Origin of the sequence: Rhizobium sp. NRK18 (assembly GCF_024385575.1) — a bacterium.
GTDB lineage: Bacteria > Pseudomonadota > Alphaproteobacteria > Rhizobiales > Rhizobiaceae > JANFMV01.
The window spans coordinates 417304-439760 of record NZ_JANFMV010000001.1 but is presented as its reverse complement, the minus strand read 5'-3'; the positions used below and the strand labels follow the sequence as shown (position 1 = coordinate 439760).

General features: G+C 63.7%; 18 protein-coding genes. 9 read left to right on the top strand and 9 right to left on the bottom strand.

Annotation, left to right across the window (positions count from 1 at the left end; genetic code table 11):
* Nucleotides 1–204 precede the first annotated feature (204 nt).
* Nucleotides 205–654 carry a MarR family winged helix-turn-helix transcriptional regulator gene (locus NN662_RS02005; RefSeq protein ID WP_261928645.1) on the top strand — a complete coding sequence of 150 codons (450 nt, stop codon included), beginning with the start codon at nucleotides 205–207 and terminating at the stop codon, nucleotides 652–654.
* A 36-nt stretch (nucleotides 655–690) separates the two neighbouring features.
* Here NN662_RS02005 and NN662_RS02000 read toward each other — a convergent pair whose 3' ends face one another.
* The 9 genes from NN662_RS02000 to NN662_RS01960 form a co-directional block, all read right to left on the bottom strand.
* Nucleotides 691–1395, bottom strand: coding sequence for an ABC transporter ATP-binding protein (locus NN662_RS02000; RefSeq protein ID WP_261928644.1), 705 nt, complete (start codon nucleotides 1393–1395; stop codon nucleotides 691–693).
* Complete coding sequence (locus tag NN662_RS01995) at nucleotides 1385–2158, bottom strand: ABC transporter ATP-binding protein (protein ID WP_261928643.1); 774 nt, start codon at nucleotides 2156–2158, stop codon at nucleotides 1385–1387. The genes NN662_RS02000 and NN662_RS01995 overlap by 11 nt, the downstream gene beginning before the upstream one ends.
* A complete protein-coding gene (locus NN662_RS01990) occupies nucleotides 2155–4017 on the bottom strand; it encodes an ABC transporter permease (RefSeq protein ID WP_261928642.1) in 1863 nt (620 codons plus the stop codon). Before NN662_RS01990 ends, NN662_RS01995 begins: the two co-directional genes overlap by 4 nt.
* A gap of 79 nt (nucleotides 4018–4096) precedes the next feature.
* Nucleotides 4097–5296, bottom strand: coding sequence for an ABC transporter substrate-binding protein (locus NN662_RS01985; RefSeq protein ID WP_261928641.1), 1200 nt, complete (start codon nucleotides 5294–5296; stop codon nucleotides 4097–4099).
* A 67-nt stretch (nucleotides 5297–5363) separates the two neighbouring features.
* Nucleotides 5364–6431: an aromatic ring-hydroxylating dioxygenase subunit alpha gene (locus NN662_RS01980; protein ID WP_261928640.1), complete on the bottom strand. Its 1068-nt coding sequence runs from the start codon at nucleotides 6429–6431 to the stop codon at nucleotides 5364–5366.
* A gap of 30 nt (nucleotides 6432–6461) precedes the next feature.
* Nucleotides 6462–7046, bottom strand: a complete 585-nt coding sequence (locus NN662_RS01975) for an amino acid synthesis family protein (RefSeq protein WP_261928639.1) — start codon at nucleotides 7044–7046, stop codon at nucleotides 6462–6464.
* A complete protein-coding gene (locus NN662_RS01970) occupies nucleotides 7043–7627 on the bottom strand; it encodes an amino acid synthesis family protein (RefSeq protein ID WP_261928638.1) in 585 nt (194 codons plus the stop codon). The genes NN662_RS01975 and NN662_RS01970 overlap by 4 nt, the downstream gene beginning before the upstream one ends.
* Nucleotides 7620–8501 carry a UPF0280 family protein gene (locus NN662_RS01965; protein WP_261928637.1) on the bottom strand — a complete coding sequence of 294 codons (882 nt, stop codon included), beginning with the start codon at nucleotides 8499–8501 and terminating at the stop codon, nucleotides 7620–7622. The genes NN662_RS01970 and NN662_RS01965 overlap by 8 nt, the downstream gene beginning before the upstream one ends.
* Before the next feature lie 2 nt (nucleotides 8502–8503).
* The gene (locus NN662_RS01960; RefSeq protein WP_261931837.1) at nucleotides 8504–9958 is read right to left on the bottom strand and encodes a 6-hydroxynicotinate reductase; all 1455 of its coding nucleotides are present in this window, start codon (nucleotides 9956–9958) and stop codon (nucleotides 8504–8506) included.
* A 234-nt stretch (nucleotides 9959–10192) separates the two neighbouring features.
* Between NN662_RS01960 and NN662_RS01955 the strand changes: the two genes are divergently transcribed.
* The 8 genes from NN662_RS01955 to NN662_RS01920 all read left to right on the top strand — a co-directional run bounded on the left by NN662_RS01955 (nucleotide 10193) and on the right by NN662_RS01920 (nucleotide 22361).
* Nucleotides 10193–12301 carry a hydantoinase/oxoprolinase family protein gene (locus NN662_RS01955; protein WP_261928636.1) on the top strand — a complete coding sequence of 703 codons (2109 nt, stop codon included), beginning with the start codon at nucleotides 10193–10195 and terminating at the stop codon, nucleotides 12299–12301.
* Entirely contained in the window at nucleotides 12298–14043 is a 1746-nt protein-coding gene (locus NN662_RS01950; protein ID WP_261928635.1) for a hydantoinase B/oxoprolinase family protein, read from the top strand. Before NN662_RS01955 ends, NN662_RS01950 begins: the two co-directional genes overlap by 4 nt.
* Before the next feature lie 32 nt (nucleotides 14044–14075).
* The gene (locus NN662_RS01945) at nucleotides 14076–14573 is read left to right on the top strand and encodes a (2Fe-2S)-binding protein (protein ID WP_261928634.1); all 498 of its coding nucleotides are present in this window, start codon (nucleotides 14076–14078) and stop codon (nucleotides 14571–14573) included.
* The gene (locus NN662_RS01940) at nucleotides 14570–18082 is read left to right on the top strand and encodes a molybdopterin cofactor-binding domain-containing protein (RefSeq protein WP_261928633.1); all 3513 of its coding nucleotides are present in this window, start codon (nucleotides 14570–14572) and stop codon (nucleotides 18080–18082) included. Before NN662_RS01945 ends, NN662_RS01940 begins: the two co-directional genes overlap by 4 nt.
* 83 nt (nucleotides 18083–18165) lie before the next feature.
* Nucleotides 18166–19188 (top strand): zinc-binding alcohol dehydrogenase family protein, encoded by a 1023-nt coding sequence (locus tag NN662_RS01935; protein WP_261928632.1) that lies wholly within the window; start codon nucleotides 18166–18168, stop codon nucleotides 19186–19188.
* A gap of 225 nt (nucleotides 19189–19413) precedes the next feature.
* Complete coding sequence (locus NN662_RS01930; RefSeq protein ID WP_410010957.1) at nucleotides 19414–20394, top strand: sialic acid TRAP transporter substrate-binding protein SiaP; 981 nt, start codon at nucleotides 19414–19416, stop codon at nucleotides 20392–20394.
* Nucleotides 20395–20511: 117 nt separating this feature from the next.
* Nucleotides 20512–21078, top strand: a complete 567-nt coding sequence (locus NN662_RS01925) for a TRAP transporter small permease (protein ID WP_261928630.1) — start codon at nucleotides 20512–20514, stop codon at nucleotides 21076–21078.
* A gap of 8 nt (nucleotides 21079–21086) precedes the next feature.
* Nucleotides 21087–22361, top strand: coding sequence for a TRAP transporter large permease (locus tag NN662_RS01920; protein ID WP_261928629.1), 1275 nt, complete (start codon nucleotides 21087–21089; stop codon nucleotides 22359–22361).
* Nucleotides 22362–22457: the final 96 nt, after the last annotated feature.

Genomic DNA, 22457 nt, shown 5'->3' with positions numbered 1-22457 from the left:
GCATGCAACATCGTCATTTCATTCGTATACTAACGATAATGAAATCGCGGTCTTCTGTCAATGCCGTCGCGCGCGCTTGCCGGCGATGCAGCCGACCGCAAGACGGGTCGTGACTTGACCCGTTCCGCAACCTATGGAAACAAGAGCATGGCGTCGGCATCCGAATGCAGGGCGCCACCGGCATAGGGGGGACATCCCATCTCAATGGATTCCAACGACAAGAACGCGCTTCCCGCGAACCGTGACGGCTACCGCCTGGAAGACCAGATCGGCTATCTGCTGCGTCTGGCCAACCAGCGTCACACCTCCATCTTTCAGGAGCATTTTCCGGAACGGCTGACGGCAACGCAATTTTCCGCCATGGCACGGCTGGCCGATGTCGGCCCCTGTTCGCAGAACCAGCTTGGCCGGCTGACCGCGATGGACGTCGCGACTATCAAGGGCGTGGTCGACCGGCTGAAGGCAAAGGAACTCGTCGCCATCACCGCCTCGGAAAGCGATCGCAGGCGTTCCCTGATCAGCCTGACCTACAAGGGACAGACGCTCCTGGACGCGCTCTATCAAACGGGCTTCGAAGTCTCGAGGCTGACCCTCGCTCCGCTGTCGGCGGAGGAGAGCCGCACGCTCGTAACGCTTCTGGCGAAAATCACCTAGCCGTGGCCCTGGCCGTGACACAGCCTCTCGATGCAGTCACACCGAGAGGTATTGATCCCTGATCTCCGGCTCCCGTTCGAGCACTTCGAACGTGCCGTCGAATTTCTTCGTCCCGCCTTCGATGATGATCGTCCGGTCGGCGACCGCGCGGGCAAAATGCAAGTTTTGCTCGGAAATGACGACCGTCAGCCCATGCTCCTTGAACTTCAGGATCGACGCGGCCATCTGTTCGACGATCACCGGCGCAATGCCTTCCGAGGGCTCGTCGAGAAGGATCAATGAGGGATTGCCCATCAGCGTGCGGGCGATCGTCAGCATCTGCTGCTCGCCGCCCGAAAGCGCCTTGCCGAGATTGTTGCGCCGCTCCGACAGGTTCGGGAAGAGTTCGAACAGCGCATCCGTCGTCCAGTAGGGAGCACCCGCGCGCTTCGGCTGCCTGCCGACCTCGAGGTTTTCCAGGATGGTCAGGCTGGTGAAGATGCGACGCTCCTCGGGCACATAGCCAAGCCCCTGGCGCGCCACCTTGTAGGCCGGCTCGCCGGTAATGTCGCGACCCTGGAAACGCACGCTGCCGGAGCGCGGCCGCACCATCTGCATGATCGACTTCATCGTCGTCGTCTTGCCGGCGCCGTTGCGCCCCAGCAGCGCCACCACTTCGCCGGGCTCGACGGAAAAGCTCAGATCGTTGAGGATATGCGCCTTGCCGTAGAAGCTGTTGATCGCGGTCAGCTCAAGCATCAACGCCATCCTTCTTGTAGAGAGTGCCGCCGCCGAGATAGACCTCTTGGACCTTCGGATCGGCTTTCACTTCCGCCGCCGTTCCGTCGGCGATCAGCTTGCCGCGATTCAAGACCATGATCCGGTGCGCATGGGCAAACACCACGTCCATGTCGTGTTCGGTGAAAAGCACGCTGATCCGGCGCTCTCGGACGATGTCTCCCGTCAACTGCATCAGGGCGATACGCTCCTTCGGCGCCATGCCTGCGGTCGGCTCGTCCATCAGCAGAAGCTGCGGACCATGGGCAAGGGCGATCGCCAGTTCGAGGCGTTTGAGGTCGCCGTAGGCGAGGATTGCGCAGGCACGATCCGCCTGATCGGCCATGCCCACGAGATCAAGCAGCGACAGCGCCTCGTCGCGGTAGAGCCTCCAGGCCCTTGGCCACAGCGAATTCAGCCGCCGGTGATAGCTGATCAGGGCCATCTGCACGTTTTCGGCAACCGTCATGCTCTGGTAGGTGCCGGTGATCTGGAAGGTCCGGCCAACACCCATCCGCCAGATCTTGCGCGGCGGCAGGCCGGTGATCGGCTTGCCCTTGAAGTAGACGCGTCCCGACGTCGGCTTCAACTGCCCCATCAGCATGTTGAAGCAGGTCGACTTGCCGGCGCCATTAGGCCCGATCAGCGCCTTCATCTCCCCCTCGGCCACGGCAAAGCTGACGCCGGCCACCGCCTGCACGCCGCCGAAGGACTTGCTCAGATTTGTAACGTCGAGAACCGGCTTCATACCCGTTCCTCCTTGTCGGCATAGAAGCCGAGCCGTGTCGCCAGCCTCTGCAGTGTTCCGGCAATGCCATAGGGCGCGACGATGACGACGGCGATGATCAACAGACCGAGGAGGAGGCGCCAGTATTCCATGCGCGTCAGCCAGTCCTTCGCCGACGCCAGGAACGCACCGCCGACGACCGCGCCGGAGAGTGTCTTCACCCCGCCGAGGAAGACGACGATCAGAGCGTCGAAGCTCTTGGCGATCTCGAGTTCGTTGGGGAACACCGATCCCTTGGAAAAGACGAACAGGCCGCCGGCAAGACCCGCCAGCGCACCGGCGATCGCGAACGCCGTCCACTGGATCATCTTCACGTCGATGCCGGTGGCTTCCGCCTGCCTGGCGCTGTCGCGCGTCGCCCTCAGCGCGTAACCGAACGGAGAGTGGATGATGTGACGCAGCACGAGAATACCGCCAATGCCGAACACCAGCGTGAAATAATAATAGGCGGTGGTCGACGACAGCCACGACGCCGGCCAGATGTTGAGAATGCCGTCGTCGCCGCCGGTGAAATCGCCCCACTGGAAGACCAGCGACCAGATGAGCTGGCTGAAGGCCAGTGTCAGCATGGCGAAATAGACGCCGGAAAGCCGGATGCAGAACCAGCCGACGATGACCGCCAGCAGCCCGGCTCCGAGCGGCGCAAGCAGGAAGGCAAGCTCCATGGGCGCGGCGAAATACTTGACCGACAGCGCCGCAACATAGGCCCCTCCGCCGTAGAAGGCGGCGTGGCCGAAGCTGACGAGACCGCCGGTGCCAAGCATGAACTGCAGCGAGGCTGCGAAGAGGCAGAAGACCAGGATGTCGATGATCAGAACCTGTGCGAAGTTCGATCCGAGCGCCGGAACCGCCGCCAGGCAGGCAACCAGCGCCAGGAAGAAGATCTGGCCTCGGCGTCCGAACGGACGGATCGGCGGCTCGATCTCGCCGGCCTGACCGTGCTCGCCGGCCACCTCAGGCTTGCCCAGCAGACCGTAGGGCCTGAAGATCAGCACGACCGCCATGACGACATACATCAGCACCAGCGTGCTTTGCGGAATGTAGGTGACACCGAAGACGTTGAGGACGGAAATGATGACCGCGGCGATGAAGGCGCCCGGCAGCGATCCCATGCCGCCGATGACCACGACCACGAAGGCGCCGGCGATGATGTTGAAATCCATCAGCAGGTCCGCACCGCCCTTGGGCAGCTGGATCGCCCCGCCGAGACCGGCCAGCGCCGAGCCGAGGAAGAAGACGCCGGTAAACAGCCAGGCCTGGTTGACGCCGAGCGCGCCGACCATCTCACGGTCCTGTGTCGCCGCGCGCACGAGGATGCCGATGCGCGTCTTGGTGATGAGCCACCAGAGGAAGAGAAGGATGAACGGGGTGATGGCGATCAGCGCCAGATCATATTGCGGCACCGGTTCGCCGAAGATGCGGATCACCGACTTGAGGCCCGGGGCGCGCGGTCCCAGGCGGTCCTCGGGTCCCCAGATCATCAGCGTCAGGTCCTGCACCACGAGGATGACGCCGAACGTCGCGACCAGCTGGAAGAGTTCCGGCGCCTTGTAGATCGGCCTGAGCACCAGGATTTCCACGACCACGCCGATCAGCCCGACCGCGATCGCAGACAGCACGATCGAGCCCCAGAAGCCGACGGCTCCGGGCAGGATCTGCATCAGCGTGACGCCGATAAAGGCTCCGAGCATGTAGAAGGAGCCGTGCGCGAAGTTGACGATGCGGGTCACACCGAAGATCAGTGACAACCCGGAGGCAACGAGAAAAAGCGCCGCCGCGTTTGCAAGCCCGGTCAGGAGCTGCGCTACCAGAAGTCCCATAGATGTCCGCTCGATGTCTGAGAAGGGGCTGGCTCCGGCCGGTTCGTGGCAAACCGGCCGGATCGATCGTCAACCGTGATCAGTTGGCCGGACGCATGGCTTTGACTTCGTCATCGCTCGGCATGTAGGGGGTCGGGTCCTTGTAGGACCAGTCAACCATCACGCCCTTGCCATCCTTGACGGCCGTCGTGCCGACATAGGCACCCATCGTCGACTGGTGGTCGATGTCGCGATAGGTGATTTCGCCGACCGGCGTTTCGACCTTCAGATCCTTGAACGCTTCAAGCAATGCCGGCGTATCGGTGGAGCCCGCTTTCGTCAGAAGTGCGGCAATGCTCTTGGCGGTCATGTAGCCGACAAGGCTGCCGATCTTCGGCCCGTCGCCGTAAGCGGCCTTGTATTCATCGACGAAAGCTTTGCCCGGACCATCCTGAATGTCGTACCAGGGATAACCGGTCACGAACCAGCCTTCCGGCGCCTCTTCGCCGAGCGGATCGAGATATTCCGGCTCGCCGGTCAGGAGACCGTAGACCTTGCGGCCTTCGAACAGCCCGCGCGTATTGCCCTCGCGGACGAACTTGGCGAGGTCGGTCCCGAATTCGACATTGTAGATCGCATCGGGCTTGGCCTTCTCGATCGCCTGCACTTCAGCACCGGCGTCGATCTTGAAGAGTGCCGGCCACTGTTCGGCGACGAACTCGACATCCGGCTTCAGCTTCTTCAGCTGCGTCTTGAAGGCTTCGACGGCGGCCGTACCATAGGCATAGTTCGGCGCGATCGTCGCATAGCGCTTGGCGTCCGTCTTGGCGGCTTCTTCGGCCAGCATGCCGGCCTGAACCCAGGTCGAGGCGCGCAGGCGGAAGGTGTAGGGGTTGCCATTCTTCCAGATCAGCTCGTCGGCCAGCGGCTCGGACGCGAGATAGACGTAGTGCTTTTCGCCGGCGAGCGCGGAGAGCGCCAGGCCGACATTCGAGAGGATCGAGCCTGTCAGCATGACGGTGCCGTCACGCGTCATAAGCTCTTCGGCGATCTTGACGGCGTTGCCGGGATTGCCTTCATCGTCGCGGTAGACGAATTCGAGCTTCTTGCCGAGCACGCCGCCGCCATCGTTGATTTCCTTCAGCGCCAGCTCGATGCCCTGCTTGTAGGGCTCGGCAAATGCCGCCATGCGCTTGTAATGATTGATTTCGCCGATCTTGATCGTGTCTTCGGCCAATGCTGCCGTCGACAGGGCGAGCACCGCCAGACCTGTTGCGGCCAATTTATTGAATAATTTCATGTCGTTCTCCTCTGACGGCTTGTTTTCGCCTTTTCGTGATTCCGGTCTGCGCCGGATTGTTACGGATTTAGTCGTGATAGATAAAGGCCGGTGTCGGATCCGACGCGATATCGTGTGTCCGCTCCTTTTCCAGAAGTTCGGTGATCCGCTTGCGGTAGACCATCGGTCCCTTGTCGATGGCAATGCGGATCGGACGGCGTTTCAGGGGGCGTTCCTCTTCCGCCTGGACTGCTTCCAGGATCTCCTTGTCTTCATTAAAGGCGATCCGGAACATGGCGTCCATCGCCGCGCTCGCCTCTTCGTCACCGACGGCCCGGTTGCGCAGATGCATCCACCGGTCGATGGTGTAGTTCCTGGTCACCGGCGTCATGAAATGCAGCGCAAAGATGCGCACGCCCTTGTCGCGCTCGTCCTCGGCGATCTGATCTTCCACCGGCGCCGAGCCGAAATCGATGACCGCCGTGCACGGCGTGTAGAGATAATAGTAGTGCCAGCGATCGACATTGCCGGAAAACCCGCCGAACTTCTTGAAGAAGCCAACCGGCTCGGCATCGCGGATCCAGCGCCAGGCGACGATCGCCTTGCCTTCGGTCACGACATGGACCGGCACGTTCTCGGAGGCCGCGCTGCCGAGCGTCGTCGGATGCACGAAGCTCACATGTGCCGGATCGACCAGGTTTTCAGCGACATTCAGATAGTTGGATTTGAGATGCAGCGCCTCGCCCTGATGGGCGTGCCAGCTCGGGTCGTAGAATTCCGGCATGTCGAACACGTCGTCGGCATTCGCCTTGTCCTTGTCCCCCATCCAGATCCAGACGATGTCGTTCTTCTCGACGATCGGAAAGGCTTCGACATAGGCGGAAGCCGGCAGGTTGCTCTGTCCCGGCACCCGCACGCATTTCCCCGAACAGTCGAAGGTCAGCCCGTGATAGCCGCACTGGACGGTGTCGCCGATACGCTTGCCCTTGGAAAGCGGCAGAAGGCGATGGGGACAGCGGTCCTCCAGGGCAACAACCGAGCCGTCGGATTTGCGGAACATGACGATGTGTTCGTCAAGGATTGTGAACCGGCGGAGTTCCGCATCGATTTCCTTCGACCAACCGGCCACGTACCAGGCATTTCTGACAAACTCCATGGATCCGTCTCCTTGTTCGAGCGCTTCGTTCTATCTCAACCCGTCTTCACCAATTACGTCTTCATGCTTCAGTCCACCGACTCGCGGCAGCGGGCGCCCGCCCGCCGTGACCGCGATGGCGACCAGTATTTCATTGGCCCGCGGCGCGTCGGCGACACGGATTTCCATGCCGTCGAAATGCGAGCGGACATAGGCCGCATCCTTGTGGCCGAGCGGGACGTCGAGCGGCTGGCCGGGAGCGCCCATCTTCTTGTTCGACGGCACCAGCGCGGCACCCTTTTCGACCGCCTTGCGCAAGGGGGCGCCCATCTTCGGATGCAGGAGGGCGGCGGCATGTTCCAGCTCGCCGTTCTCACCGACGAGAGCCGCCTTGCCGTAGCCTTGCGCCTCCGCCGGCGAAATCCCGAGCGCGGCGACGCATTTCTCACCGAGCAATGCGCCGAGCTCCTCACCGATCGCGACCAGTTGGTCGAGATCGGCGGAATAGCGCCCGGCATAAGGGTTGGCGATGACGGCAGCCGCAACCGCGCGGCGCGCATGCGGCGTCACCGGCTGGCCCATTTCGAAGGCCACATCCTCAAGAACGGTAACGATCTTGCGGATCTTCACAATCACCGCAGGCCATCCTCCCCCTTGACGTCTGCGTGCTTGAGGCCGCCGACGCGTTCGTGAATGCGCGCACCCGTGGTCATGACCAGCGCCAGCAGGATTTCGTCGGCCTTGGGAGAATCGTTCAACCCGACTTCCATGGCGTCGAAATGCGAGCGGACATAGGAGGCATTGGTATGGGTCACCGGCACGTCGAGACGTGCGCCCGGACCGCCGACCTTCTTGGTCGACGGAACGATCGCCGCCGAGTTCGGCAGGATTTCGCGCATCGCATAGCCGCCCGGCACATGCCAGAGCGCGCCGTGCTCGATTTCACCGGCAGAGCCGACGATCGCGCCCTTGCCATAGCCTTCGATGACGGAGGCGTCGCCGCCCAGCGCATTGACGAGGTCCTGCGCCATTTCCAGCCCGAGAGGATTGAGGTCGTCCATGAAGCCGGCAATCTCCTCGACATACTGGCCTGCAAAGGGATTCTTGATCACGGCGAGGCAGGCGGCACGCTTCAGCGTACGCCCCGGAACGGGACCGCCCTCGTGAAAGATTTCCTCGACGATGATCGCCTTCTTGCGGACGACGGGCTTAGGCATGGATGATCTCCCTGGGATTATTGTGGTTCGGCGCGGCATCCACTGTACGGCGCTCGCCGGAAAGACTGAGATAGGCGGCGCGGATCAGGCCGCGCTGACGGTAACCATAGGCAGCCCGCTCGCCGGACGAAAGGGCTTCTTCGACTTCATCGCGATCAAGAGGGGCAACGCCTGTCGTCACCAGACGATCGCCGAGGTCGCTGTCGTGGGAAAGATCGCGGGCCGGTACGCGCGTTACCTTGGCGGACAGCGGCAGATCGACCTTGTTGGCGATCATGGTCGCGGCGGCGTCCGCCTCGGCGGCGCTTTTTGCCAGCACGGTCACCGCGTCGGCGATGCCAAGGGAATGCGAACGTCCGCGCCAGCCGCTGGTGGCAATGCCGCCGATACCGTCTTCAGGCCGGATTTCGACAGTGCCGCCGGCCTCCCCGGTTTCGGGATTGTCGCAGATGCGGATGCGGAACGATCCTTCGGAAAGATGGATGGCGATGTCACCGCCATTGTTGACATAGGCGCGCTCGAGCCGGGTTCCGAACCGCATCGCCGCGAGAATGCGATCGGCAACACTGCCAGCCACCGCCGCCATCGGCGTGATGAATTCCGGTGCATAGGGCGCAACGGCCGCTGCCATACGGCTGGCGACCACGCCATGGGGCTCCGCTCCGCTCGCGGAGCGCAACCGTGGCAATTCGAGAACGAGATCGGCAAGCAGGGGATCGAATGCGGCCCGCGCCTGCTGGTAGGCCTGCCGGACATCGGCGGGCGATCCGACGGCCTCGATGACGAGATCTATCGGTCCGTGCTGAAGATGCAGTCGGCGGCTGTCCGGCAGCAGAACCGCGATCGCACCCGATTTGCCGCCTGCCGCCACCATTCTCAGCTCACCTTCTTCTGAGGCGCGGGTTTGGCGCGCGGCGGCCAGGGATTGTCGCCGCTGGCGGAGAGGTTGCGGCGGCCCTTCAGGAGATGGTCGTTCTGCCGCCCGGTCTTGCCGCCAAGCGCTTCCATCAGCGGCATGACGTAGTCCATGTGTCCGCCAAGCGCTGCGTAGTCGTCAGCGCGCATGGTGAATTCGATCGGGGCGACCAGCGCCGGGGTCGGGACGTAGCCGAAGGAGTTCTTCGGCATGCGCGTCACGTCGACCATCAGCGTAATACCGCCGCCGGGCCAGACATAGGCGGGTGCGCCGCCGCAGGAGACGTAGGTCAGCGCCTGCTGGACCGAGCGCGTGAGGCCAACTGGGTTTTGCGTCGCACCGGCGCGCAGCGATCCGCCGGCGCCCGCCATGAACAGGACGGACGTCATTGCCGGCTCACAGTTTTCCTCGATCCGCCTGACCGAGGGGAGAAGCCGCTCCGGCATCTCCATTTCGATGGGACAGAGGTGTTCGTCGAGTTCGTAATAGGCGGCGTGCTCGCCGGTGGTCGAGACCATCAGCAGCGACTGGCCGGGCTTTGCCGCCTTGGGATCGAACTTGCCGAGAATGGTGAGCGGATCGGAGAGATCGGTGCCGCCCCAGCCGGTGCCGGGTTCGGCCACCTGAAAGTATCGGCCGGGCGTCGAACGCCGACCGTTGATCTTGATGCCGGTCGGCTGCCAGCCGATGACCTTGCCGGCCTGATGCTCGGACATGACGCCGGTGATGTGATCATCGACGACGACGACTTCATCGACCAACCCCATCCATTGCGCCGCGAACATGCCGACCGTCGCCGATCCGCAGCCGACACGCATGCGGCTCTCGGCCACGCCATTGACGATCGGCGATTTGCCGGCCTCCACAATGAGCGTCGCACCCTCGTCGATCGAAACTTCGACCGCCTCGCCGTTACAGAGCTTCAAGAGCGTATCGCAGGTGACGCGACCTTCCTTCTTGGAACCGCCCGTCAAGTGGTTGACGCCGCCGAGCGACAGCATCTGGCTGCCATATTCCGCCGTCGTCACATGACCGACAGGCTCGCCGTCGACGCGGACGGTGGCGCATTCGTGACCAAGGTGGCGATCGGTGTCGATCTTCACCTTCACGCCGCAATAAGAGAAGATGCCTTCGGTGACGACGGTAATCATGTCGGCGCCATCGACCTCTGACGAGACGATGAAGGGCGCCGGCTTGTAATCGGGATAGGTCGTACCGGCACCGACGGCAGTCACGAAACTGTTCGAGGCACCCACCACGTCGCCGTCCCAGTCGCGCTCCAGGAAGGGCACGACATCGCCGCCGCTTGCCGAACGGTTTTCGAGGATAACGAGGGGATCGAGACGGATCAGCTGCCCGCCTTCATTGGCGTAGCGGTCGCAGGCTCCGGAGCGGCCGTCGGCGATGTAGCACATCACCGGACAGGCATCGCAGCGTATCTTCTCGGCCTTGACATCGGGGGCAGTCGTCACATTCGGCTCCCATGCGCCTGAACATCATTCGTTCGTATACAAACATCTAACTTGAAGACCTGTCAACGGTCTGTTTTCCGCAGAGGAGAAATTGTTTCCGACGACGAATGTGACGCTTGACAGTCGTCCAGCTTCATTCATAGTCTGTTCGTATACAAATGATAAATGGGGTTCACGATGCAGGACGATGTGCTGGCCGCCGATCACGCGGGCAAACCGGTGGATTTGGCGCCAACGGTCCAGTCCCAGGTCGCCGGCATCGACGTCGGAGGCACTTTTACCGACCTCGTCCTTGTCGACAGCGCCACCCGCACGGTTCGCCTCGCCAAGACCCCGACCACGCTCGACAATCAGGCCGGCGGCGTGCTGAACGCGCTGGAAGCGGCCGGCGCGGATCTCCATACGCTCGACCTCATCATCCACGGCACGACGACGACGACGAACGCGGTTCTGGAACGCACGCTCGCCAAGACCGGCCTCATCACGACGACCGGCTTCCGCGACGTCCTCGAACTTGGCCGCCGCACCCGTCCCAATCCCTACGGCATGAAGGGCGACTTCCAGCCCATTATCCCGCGCGACCTGCGCCTCGAGATCCCCGAGCGCATGGACGCCGGCGGCAATGTCGTCACCCCGCTCGATGAGGACGCGCTGAAATCCGCTCTTCAGGCGCTGATCGCCAAGGGCTGCGAATCCCTCGTCATCCATTTCCTGCATGCCTACGCCAATCCCGCCCATGAGCTGCATGCCGCCGAGATCGCCGCGGACATCTGGCCGAACGGCAACATCACCATGGGCCATGCCCTGCTCTCCGAAAGCCGCGAATTCGAACGCGGCGTGACGGCGGCCGTCAACGCCTCTGTCCAGCCACTGCTGCGCCGCTATGTCGAGCGTCTGGCCGACAAGCTCGCCGAGCGCGGCTATCGCAACGACGTTCTGGTGATGAACGGCAACGGCGGCATGGTCTCGGCCCGGCACGTCTCCAACGAAGCCGCCAAGACCGTCATGTCCGGCCCGGCATCGGGCGTCATGGCCGCAGCCTATACCGGACGGCGCGCCGGCATCACCAATCTCCTGACCTATGACATGGGCGGCACCTCGACCGATGTGGCGCTCATCAAGGGCGCGGAACCGGCGGTCTCCAACGAGATCGAGATCGAATACGCCATGCCGATCCACGTGCCGATGGTCGATGTGCGCACCGTCGGCGCGGGCGGCGGCTCGATCGCCAAGGTGACGGCCGCAGGCCTCCTGCAGGTCGGACCGGAAAGCGCCGGCGCCACGCCCGGCCCGATCTGTTACGGCCGCGGCGGCACGCGACCGACCATTTCGGACGCCAACCTTCTGCTCGGGCGCATGAACCCGGACAAGCTCAACTCCGTTTCCTCGAAAATCTCCCTCGACGACATCCGCGCGATCTTCGAACGCGACCTCGGCGTGCCGCTCGGCCTCGATGCGACAGGTGCCGCCGCCGCCGTGCTGCAGATCGCCAACGCCAAGATGGCCGGCGCCGTGCGCATGGTCTCGGTCAGCCTCGGCGAAGATCCGCGCGACTACGCCCTCTTCGCCTTCGGTGGCGCCGGCCCGCTGCATGCCGTGGCAATCGCCCGCGAACTCGGCGTGCCGCGCGTCCTTTGTCCCTCCCGGCCGGGCATCACCAATGCACTCGGCTGCGTCGTCGCCGATCTCCGGCACGACTTCGTCAACACCGTCAACAAGCCGCTCGATCTCGCCGACATGGATGCCGTCCATGCGCTGTTTGCCCATCAGGGCGAAGAAGGACGCCGGCTGATTGCCAAGGAGCCGGTCGAGATCGAGGAACTGAAGGAGATCTATTCGGTCGACATGCAGTTCATCGGCCAGACCCACCTCCTGCGCGTGCCGCTGGACACGCCGACGCCGAGCCGCGAGGAGCTGCGCCAGCGCTTCGCCGACGCCTATTTCAACCGCTTCCACGTCGAGCTCCCGGAAATCCGCCCGAGCCTCGTCAACGTCAACACCTCGGTCATCGGCCGCCGCAAGGACATTGACCTGTCCCTGCTGATCGACGCGTCGGGCCGCAAGGCGACGCTCGCCGAGGCAAAGACCGGCGAACGCGCCGTCTGGTTCGACGGCTGGGTGACGACGCCGGTCTACTGGCGCGACCATCTGCCGGCAGTCGCCACCGTCACCGGCCCCGCCATCATCGAACAGATGGACACGACGATCGTCGTCGAACCCGGCGACACCGCCGCGCAGGACCGCGACGGCAACATCATCATCACCCTCAAGGGAGCGCTCGCATGACCATCGATCCGATCACGCTCTCCGTCATCCAGAACGGCCTGCAGCAGGTCTGCGACGAGATGGACCTGACCTTCTCGCGCGCGGCCTTCTCTCCGGTCATCGCCGAGGCGAACGACCGCTCCGACGGAATCTATTCGGCCGAAGACGGCGCACTGATCGCGCAAGGGGCCGGCGGCCTGCCGGTCTTCGTCGGCACCATGCAGTATTCCACCCGCACGCTGATCGAGATGATCGCCTCGGGCGACGCGGCCGAACCGCAGCCGGGCGACATCTATATCGTCAATGACCCCTATCTCGGCGGTACGCATCTGATGGATGTGCGCTTCGCCATGCCCTATTATCGCGACGGCAAGATCTTCTGCTGGCTGTCGAACACCGGCCACTGGCCCGATACCGGCGGCGCGGTGCCGGGCGGCTTCTCCGCCTCCGCGACCGCTGTCGAGCAGGAAGGCCTGCGCCTTCCGCCGGTCCGTCTCTTCAAGAAGGGCGTGCTCGACAAGGAAATCTACGCCATCATCTGTTCCAACATCCGTGTCGCCGAACAGCGCATCGGCGACGTCAAGGCGCAGGCCGCCGCTCTTCTCGTCGGCGAAAAGCGATTGAACCGGATTCTCGACCGTTACGGCGATGACACCGTGGCCGAGGCGATCGGCGAACTGAAGCGCCGCGCCGCCGAGCAAATGCGCGCCAACATCCGCCTCATCCCCGATGGCGTCTACACCTCGACCGCCTATGTCGACAGCGACGGCGTGATCAACGAACCACTGGAGATCAGGCTCACCGTCACGGCCAAGGATGGCGAGCTGACCTTCGATTTCGCCGGCTCGTCCGCGCCCTGCATGGGGCCGATGAACTCGGTGCTGGCGACGACGCATTCCTCCGTCTATCTGGCCATGCGCCACATCTTCCCAGATGTGCCGATTTCGGCCGGCGCCTTCGAGCCGCTCAGCATCGTTCGCCCGGAAGGCACCTTCCTCGATGCCCGATATCCGCGCCCCGTTTCAGGCTGCGCCGCCGAAGTCTCGCAGCGCATCGCCGAAGCGGTCTTCGCCGCACTCGTCGAGGCACTGCCCGACCGCGTCACCGCCGCCCCTGCCGGCTCGTCCGGCAATTTCGGCCTCGGCGGATACGATCCCGAGCGCGGCCGCAACTTCGTCATGTATCAGATTTCCGGCGGCGGCTATGGCGGCAATGCGGAAGGCGACGGCATCGCCAATGGCTGCTCGACCATCGGCATCTCCAAGGCGCCTCCGGTCGAGATCATGGAGCAGCAGTTCCCGGTGCTCTATCACCGCTACGCGCTGCACGAAGGCTCCGGCGGCGCCGGCAAGCACCGCGGCGGCTTCGGCCTCGACTACGAAGTCGAACTCCGGCGCGGCCAGGCGACGGCGAGCTTCGTCATGGATCACGGCCGTTTCGGCCCGCAGGGTGCGCTCGGAGGACACGACGGCAAGGTCAACCAGGTTACCGTCTGGCAGGACGGCAAGCCGGTGACGCCGGAACACCTGTCGAAGGCGCAGGACATTCCGATGCGGCCGGGCGACCGGGTGCGGGTGCGCACACCCGGCGGCGGCGGCTACGGCGATCCCCTGACCCGCGACCCTGCGCTGGTTGCCGAGGACGTGCGGCTGGAACGCTACACGCGAGAGGAAGCCGGCACGCTGTTCGGCGTTGTCATCGCCGACGGCGGCATGCCAGACTGGCAGAAAACCGAAGCCCTGCGGACGCATCTTCGAACATAACGGACAAGAGGGGCAAACAGGGTGACCGATCCATGAGCATTCCCCATGAGATCACCGTCAATGGCAGGACCGTCACCGTCTCTGCCAACCCCGAAACGCCGCTCCTCTATATCCTGCGCAACGATCTCCAGCTCAACGGTCCGAAATTCGGCTGCGGGCTCGGCGAATGCGGCGCCTGCATGGTGCTTGCAGGCGATCGCGCCGTGCGTTCCTGCACCGTGAAAATCCGCGATGCCGCAGGCCGCGCCTTCACCACCATAGAAGGCCTTGGCGATGAAGAGCGGCCGCACCCCGTCCAGCAGGCCTTCATCGAGGAAAACGCTGCCCAGTGCGGATATTGCCTCAACGGCATGATCATTGCCGCAACAGCGCTTCTCAAACGCTGTCCGACGCCGAGCGAAGACGAAATCCGCGCGGCGCTGAAACACAATCTCTGTCGTTGCGGTACACATATGGAAATTCTGGCCGCCGTCCGGAAGGCCGCCGGCCTGATGCGTGAGCCGTCACCGATCGAAAGCACCGCCGGATGAGCGACAGCCGCGATCTCCCCAAAAGCGCATGGTTCGCCAGCGACGACATGCTCCTCGTCACCGGCGGTGACGGGTCCGACATTTACATAGCCATCGATGGACATGGTGCGGTGACGGCCTTCAACGGCCATGTCGATCTCGGTACCGGTATCCGGACGGCGCTTGCCCAGATCGTCGCCGAAGAGCTGGACCTCGCCTTCGCCAGGGTCGAAATGGTGCTAGGATCCACCGGCTCCGTTCCGGATCAGGGCGCGACCATTGCCTCGGAAACGATCCAGATCACCGCTAAGCCCCTTCGCTTCGCCGCCGCGACCGCGAGGCGACATCTGCTCAAGGAAGCGTCCGAGCGTCTGGAAATCAGCCCCGACGCGCTGGTCTTCGATGACGGGATCATCCGCGAGAAGGACGGCAACCGCTCGATAAGCTTCGGCGAGATCATTACCGGCCGGCATATCGATATCCCTCTCGACCGCGACGCGCCGGTCAAGTCCGTGTCGGCCTATCGCCTGGTCGGTACGCCGCAACGGCGCAGCGACATTCCGGCAAAGGCACGCGGCGCCTGGGTCTATGTCCACGATGTGCGCCTGCCCGGCATGCTGCATGGCCGCGTCGTGCGCCCGCCCTATGCCGGCTACGACCAGGGCCCGCATGTCGGCAACAGCCTGATCGCGATCGACGAAGGGTCCGTCGCCGATATCCCCGGCATGGTCGGCGTCTTTTCCGAAGGCGATTTCGTCGGTCTGGTGGCGGAGCGCGAAGAGCAGGCGATCGCGGCGATGAAGCGCCTCAAGGTCGACTGGAAGGAGCCACCCGCCCGGCCCGATCTCAACGACCCCTACGACCCGCTCCACCAGAATCCGGGCATTGCCCGCAAGCTGGCGGACAAGGGCAATGTCGACCGCGTGCTGGAAGGTGCCGCCGAGCCGCTCACCCGCAGCTATGTCTGGCCCTACCAGATGCATGCCTCGATCGGCCCCTCCTGCGCCGTCGCCGACTGGCGCGAGGATGGCCTGACGGTCTGGTCCGGTACCCAGAACCCGTTCTGGATGCGTCGCGATCTTGCCCAGCTCCTCCATGTGCCGGAAAGCTTCATCACCGTGGAGCGGCTGGAGGCGGCAGGCTGCTACGGCCGCAACTGCGCCGACGACGTCACCGCCGATGCGGCCCTCCTGTCGCGCGCCTGCGGACGCCCGGTCAGGGTGCAGCTGACGCGCGAGCAGGAGCATGAATGGGAGCCGAAGGGTACTGCCCAGGTGATGGACGTGCGCGGCGCGCTCGATATCGAAGGCGGACCGGCGGCCTATGACTTCGAGAGCCGCTATCCGTCGAACGCCGCGCCGACGCTGGCGCTGATCCTGACCGGCCGTCTCGCGCCTGTCGCCGATACGCTGCAGATGGGCGATCGCACCGCCATTCCGCCCTATGATTTCGGCGCCGTGCGCGTGACCGTCCACGACATGCCGCCGATCGCCCGCGCCTCATGGTTTCGCGGCGTTTCATCGATGCCGAACACCTATGCGCACGAATCCTTCATCGACGAGCTCGCCGCCGCCGCCAAGGTTGACCCGATCGAATACCGCCTGCGCTACATGAAGGACGAGCGCGCCATCGATCTCATCAAGGCGACTGCCGAACGCGCCTCTTGGACGCCGCGCACGACCTGGGGAACGATGGGCGGTGAAGGTGACCTGCTCTATGGCCGCGGCTTTGCCTACGCCGTCTATGTCCACGGCACCTTCCCCGGCGTCGCCGCAGCCTGGGCCGCCTGGGTGACCGATGTCGCCGTCAACCGCAAGACCGGCGAGATCGCCGTCACCAAGGTCATCTGCGGCCAGGATTCCGGCCTGATGATCAATCCGGACGGCGTGAAGCACCAGATCCACGGCAACATCGTCCAGTCCGTCAGCCGCACGCTGAAAGAGCAGGTTGAGTTCGACAACACGAAGGTCGTGTCGAAGGATTGGGGCAGCTATCCGCTGATCACCTTCCCGGACGTGCCGGATATCGACGTGCTGCTCATGCCGCGCCGGAACGAGCCGCCGCTTGGCGTCGGCGAATCCGCCTCCGTGCCCAGCGCCGCCGCCATCTGCAACGCAGTTTATGATGCAACCGGCATCCGCTTCCGGGAATTGCCGCTGACGCCGGAGAAGGTGCTCGCCGCGCTGAAAGGCGGAGAACCGCAAGCAAAACCTCAGTCGGAGAAGCCGGGAAAGAAGGGGCTGCTCGCCGGCCTGTCGTTTGCCGGCATAGCCGCCACGCTCGCCGGTCTTTCATGGGTATCGCCCTTTCCCGCCTCGATCGCCCCGGTGGCGAAGCCGCAGAGCGGCGTCTACAGCGCCGAGACGTTGGAGCGCGGCCGGCTGGTCGCCGCCGCAGGCGCCTGCAACGTCTGTCACGTCGGTGCGGACGGAACCGCCTATGCCGGCGGCAGGGCCTTCGAAACGCCGTTCGGCAATATCCATGCGCCCAACATCACGCCCGATCCGGACGCCGGCATCGGCGCGTGGTCCTATCCCGCTTTCGCCCGGGCCATGCGCGAAGGCGTCCGCCGTGACGGTCATTTCCTCTATCCCGCACACCCCTACACGTCGTTTGCCGGCGTTGAGGAAAACGACATGCAGGCGCTCTATGCCTACATGACCAGCGTCACGCCGAGCCCACAGAAAGCGCCGGAAACGGCACTCGCCTTCCCCTTCAACATCCGCACGCTGATGGCCGGCTGGAATGCGCTCTTCCGCAAGCCCGAGCCATTCACGGCGAATGCGGCAATGAGCGCCGAATGGAACCGTGGCGCCTATCTGGTTGAGACGCTCGGCCACTGCTCCGCCTGCCACACGGAGCGCAATGTCCTGCAGGCGGAAAAGACAGGTGCTTACCATCTTGCCGGTGGATTTGCCGATGGCTGGGAGGCCCCGGCTCTGACCGGCGCATCGAAATCGCCCTCCGGCTGGTCCGCCGACGACCTCTACGCCTATCTGCGCCACGGCTATTCCGAAAATCACGGCGGCGCCGGCGGACCGATGGCCGAGGTGGTCGCCTCGCTGGCACCCCTTCCGGACAGCGATATCCGCGCCATGGCGACTTATCTCAACGCCTTGAACAGTGGCGCGCACCGGGCCGTCGATCCGAACGCTGTGATAGCGGTCAGCGACGCCGCGGCTGAAGCGGCTGCTCTTGCCGAACCGCGCGGCAAACGGATCTTCGACGGGGCCTGTGCGTCCTGCCACGAGAATAATGATCTGCTGACGCCGCTCGCCCTTCGCTCCGCCGTTGTCAGCGACAATCCGGCCAATGTCCTGCAGGCGATCGTCAACGGCGCCGAGGCCCCCGCCCGTCTGGCAAACCTGACCGGTGGCACGCATGAGGAAATCATGTCGATGCCGGCCTTCGGGCAGACGCTGACGGACAAGCAGGTCGGCGAGCTTGCCCGTTATGTCCGCGCCCGCTTCGCACCGGGGACGCCCGCCTGGAGCGGGGTCGAGCACGCCCTTGGAGAAATCCGCCACTGAACGATTGCATCCGAAAAAGCCGTTTCTTCCTGCAAGGCTTTGGCGTATGCATCGGACAACGAGCCGGAACCTGTTGGAGGAGTATGACTATGGTGCGCGCGCTGATGATCGAACGGGAAAACACGACCGTTTTCCATGATATTGAGCCCTCGCCCATGGGCGAGGGCCAGGTGCGGATCGCAGTCCGGCACGTCGGTCTCTGCGGCAGCGATCTCAACACCTTCAAAGGCCTCAATCCCCTCGTCGAGCTGCCGCGCATTCCCGGTCACGAGATCGGTGGCGAGATCATCGAGACGGGCGCAGCGGTCGATCCGGCCTACCAGCCCGGCAAGCGCGTCATCGTCATGCCCTACACCAATTGCGGCAACTGCTCATCCTGCCGCAAGGGCCGCCTCAACGCCTGCCGCTACAACAAGACCCTGGGCGTCCAGCAGAATGGCGGTCTTGCCGACGAGATCGTCCTGCCGGCCGAAAAGGTCATTCTCAACGACACCCTGAAGCCGCTGCATCTGGCGCTGGTCGAGCCGCTGTCCGTGGGCTTTCACGCCGTCGAGCGCGGCCGGGTCGCCAAGGGCGACCGCGTCGCCGTCATCGGCTGCGGCATGATCGGCATGGGCGCGGTCATCGCGGCTGCGTCGCGCGGTGCCGAGGTCATCGCCATCGATCCGAGCGAACAGAAGCGCGAATTGGCAAAGCGCTTCGGCGCCGCGCATGCCCTGCCCTCGGGCGCCGAGGAACTGGTCAAGGCCGTCTACGACCTGACGGATGGCGACGGCGTCGATGTCGCCTTCGAGGCCGTCGGCCTGCCGCAGACCTTCACCCAGGCCGTCGATCTCGCCTGCTTTGCCGGGCGCGTGGTCTATGTCGGATACTCCAAGGCGCCGGTCACCTATCAGACGCAGTTCTTCAACCTGAAGGAACTGGACATCATGGGCTCCCGCAATGCCACCATGGCGGACTTCCGGTCGGTGATTTCCTACCTCGAATCGGCGGGCGACACACCAGACCTGCTGGTCTCCAGGGTCGTGCCCTTTACCGAGGCGGAATCCGCGCTGCCCTACTGGGATTCGCACCGTGACGCATTGAAAGTGGTCATCAGCAGATAGCTGTCAGCGCGCTTGCCACAATATGACAAGTGCAATTGATTGGCCTCGAATTTCATACTATGAGTTGAAGCAATCACCTGTTGGGAATGGGTGATGCTTCCGTAATTTTTGCGGAAGTTATCAGACAAGATAGTTTGTCCACTGGCAGTTAACGTCTTGGAGGAGACGCCTGCCGGTGGAATTGTCCGCCGAAGGCGGCACCCTAGGAGGAGGGAAACCATGAAGATTACACGCAGAACGGCCACGTTCGGCCTCGCCGCCCTGTCGCTGTCGACGGCTCTGTCCGTTCCGGCCAAGGCCGCCATGGAACTGAAATGGGCACACGTCTACGAGACGTCCGAACCCTACCATGAACAGGCGCTCTGGGCCGCCGAGGAGATCAAGAAGCGGACCAATGGCGAGATTTCCATCTCTGTCTTCCCGGCGTCCCAGCTCGGCAACGAAAACCAGATCAACGAAGGCCTCGGTCTCGGCACGGTCGACATCATCTATACCGGCGTCGCCTTCGCCGGCTCGATCTACAAGCCGATGGCGATCTCCAACGCGCCGTTCATCCTGCGCGACTTCGACCATTGGAAGGCTTACCGAGACTCGCAGCTTTTCCAGGATCTGACCGGCGGCTACAATGATGCCTCCGGCAACCATGCCGTTGCTCTGACCTATTACGGCCAGCGCGACCTGACCGCCAACAAGGCGATTACCAAGCCGGAAGACATGAAGGGCATGAAGCTGCGCGTGCCGCCGGCGCCGCTGTTCCTGATGTTCACCAAGTCGGTCGGCGCCAACGCCACCCCCATCGCCTTCTCGGAAGTCTATCTCGCCCTGCAGCAGGGCACGGTCGACGGCCAGGAAAATCCGCTGCCGACCATCAAGGCGAAGAAGTTCTACGAAGTGCAGAGCCACATCATGCTCACCCAGCACATCACGGAATCGCTTCTGACCATCGTCGGCCCGCATGTCTGGTCGCAGCTTTCGGACGACCAGAAGAAGATCTTCGAGGACGTTCTCCGTGAAGCCGCTGCAAAGGCAACGGACCAGATCCGCGATGCCGAAGGCAAGCTCGCCGCCTGGTTCACCGAGCAGGGCAACACCGTCGTCGAAGTCGATCGCGGTCCGTTCATCGAAGCGGCCAAGCCTCTGCACAACGATCCCGACTCCGGCGCCGGCTGGACCAAGGAACAGTACGACGCCCTGCAGGCTCTGTAAGGCATCCGCCGTCGACACCGCCGGCCCAGAGGCGACCCGACAGGGCGCTTCGGGACCGGCGGGAAGTCAGGACAATCCGCAATCGCGGAAGCCGATAATGGATGGGGGAAGAGCCGCATGGCGATGGACGACGACAAGCCGCAGGAAGAGCTGAGCGCAGCACAGGCCCTGCACATGGAAGACGAACAGGACGGGCCGATCGAACATCATTTCGACGACTGGCTGTCCTTCCTGCTGTTCTGGGGAATGGCGATCGTCACCTTCCTGCAGTTCTTCAGCCGCTACGTGCTGAACGATTCCTATGCCTGGACGGAAGAGATAGACCGCTATCTCCTGATGTGGCTGACCTTCATCGGCGCCAGCGTCGTCTTCCGCCGCCGCTCGAACATCGCCGTCGACATCCTGCCCTACATGCTGCCGGAAAAGGCCGGGCGGGTGCTGCGGGTGCTTTCCGACACGATCACACTGGCTTTCGTCGGGCTGCTGGTCGTCTTCTCCTGGACCGTGATGGAGAAGATGAAGATCCAGCGCATGACCGTCTTCGACATCTCCATGCAGGTCGTCTACGCGGGCATCGCGATCGGCTGCCTGATGATGCTCTGGCGCGCCGTCACGAGCTTCATTGCGAGCGCCCGTCGCGGCTGGCGCGAAGATGAAAACAGCACCCCGCTGATCATAGACTGAGGTTCACGATGCTTCTCCTACTCACCGTCTTCTTCGGTCTGCTCATCATCGGCGTGCCGGTCTTCGTCTCGCTGGGCGCAGCCTCGCTCGCCTATGTCTATTTCATCGGTCATATCCCGGCCTTCGTCGTCCTGCACCGCATGGCGGGCGGCGTCGACAGCTTCCCGCTGATCGCCGTGCCGTTCTTCATTCTCGCCGGAAACCTGATGAATTCGGCCGGCATCACCAACCGCATCTTCGACTTCGCCACCGCCGCCGTCGGCTGGCTGCGCGGCGGCCTCGGCCACGTCAACGTGCTTGCCTCGGTGATCTTTGCCGGCATGTCGGGCGCAGCCGTCGCCGATGCCGGCGGCCTTGGCACCATCGAGATCAAGGCCATGCGCGACCGTGGCTATGACGACAACCTGTCCGTCGGCATCACTGCCGCCTCGTCGACGATCGGCCCGATCATGCCGCCATCCCTGCCGATGGTCGTCTTCGGCGTCATGGCCAACGTCTCGATCGGCCAGCTGTTTGCCGCGGGCTTCATTCCAGGCCTGCTGATGGCCTTCGCGCTGATGCTCTACGTCACGTGGTATTCGCACCGCAAAGGCATCGGCCGAGACCAGGCCTTCCGCGTCACCACGCTCGGCCGCACCTTCGTCTCCGCCGTTCCGGCATTGATGACCCCGGTGATCATCATCGGCGGCATGTCGTCCGGCGCCTTCACCCCGACGGAAGCGGCGATCGCCGCCTGCGCCTGGGCACTGCTCCTCGGCTTCGTCTTCTACCGCACGCTCACCTTCCGCCGCTTCTACAAGATCAGCATCCAGACCATCGAAACCACGGCCAGCGTCCTCATCATCGTCGCCGCTGCATCGCTGTTTTCCTGGGTGCTGACGGTGACGCAGGTGACGACGCTTGTGACCAACTTCCTGCTCGGCGTCAGCGACAATCCGCTGATCATCCTGCTGATCATCAACATCCTGGTGCTGATCGTCGGCTGCTTCATGGAAACGATCGCCGCGATTTCGATCCTCGTGCCGGTGCTCATGCCGGTGGTGGTTCATGTCGGCATCGACCCCGTCCAGTTCGGTGTCATCATGGTGCTGAACCTGATGATCGGCCTGCTGACACCGCCGGTCGGAATGGTGCTGTTCGTGCTGTCGCGCATCTCCGGCCTGTCGGTCGAAAAGACGATCAGGGCGACCGCACCCTTCCTCATCCCGCTGCTTCTGGTGCTGGCCGCCATCAGCATTTTCCCGTCCATCACGCTTTATCTGCCGACGCTCTGGTACCGGTAGCCGAAGCGCAATCCGGAAAAGTTCCCGCCGAAATTTGAATTCGGGGAACTCTTTCTATAGAAACCCGTTACCAGAAGGCGCGGCTTGGTCCGCGCC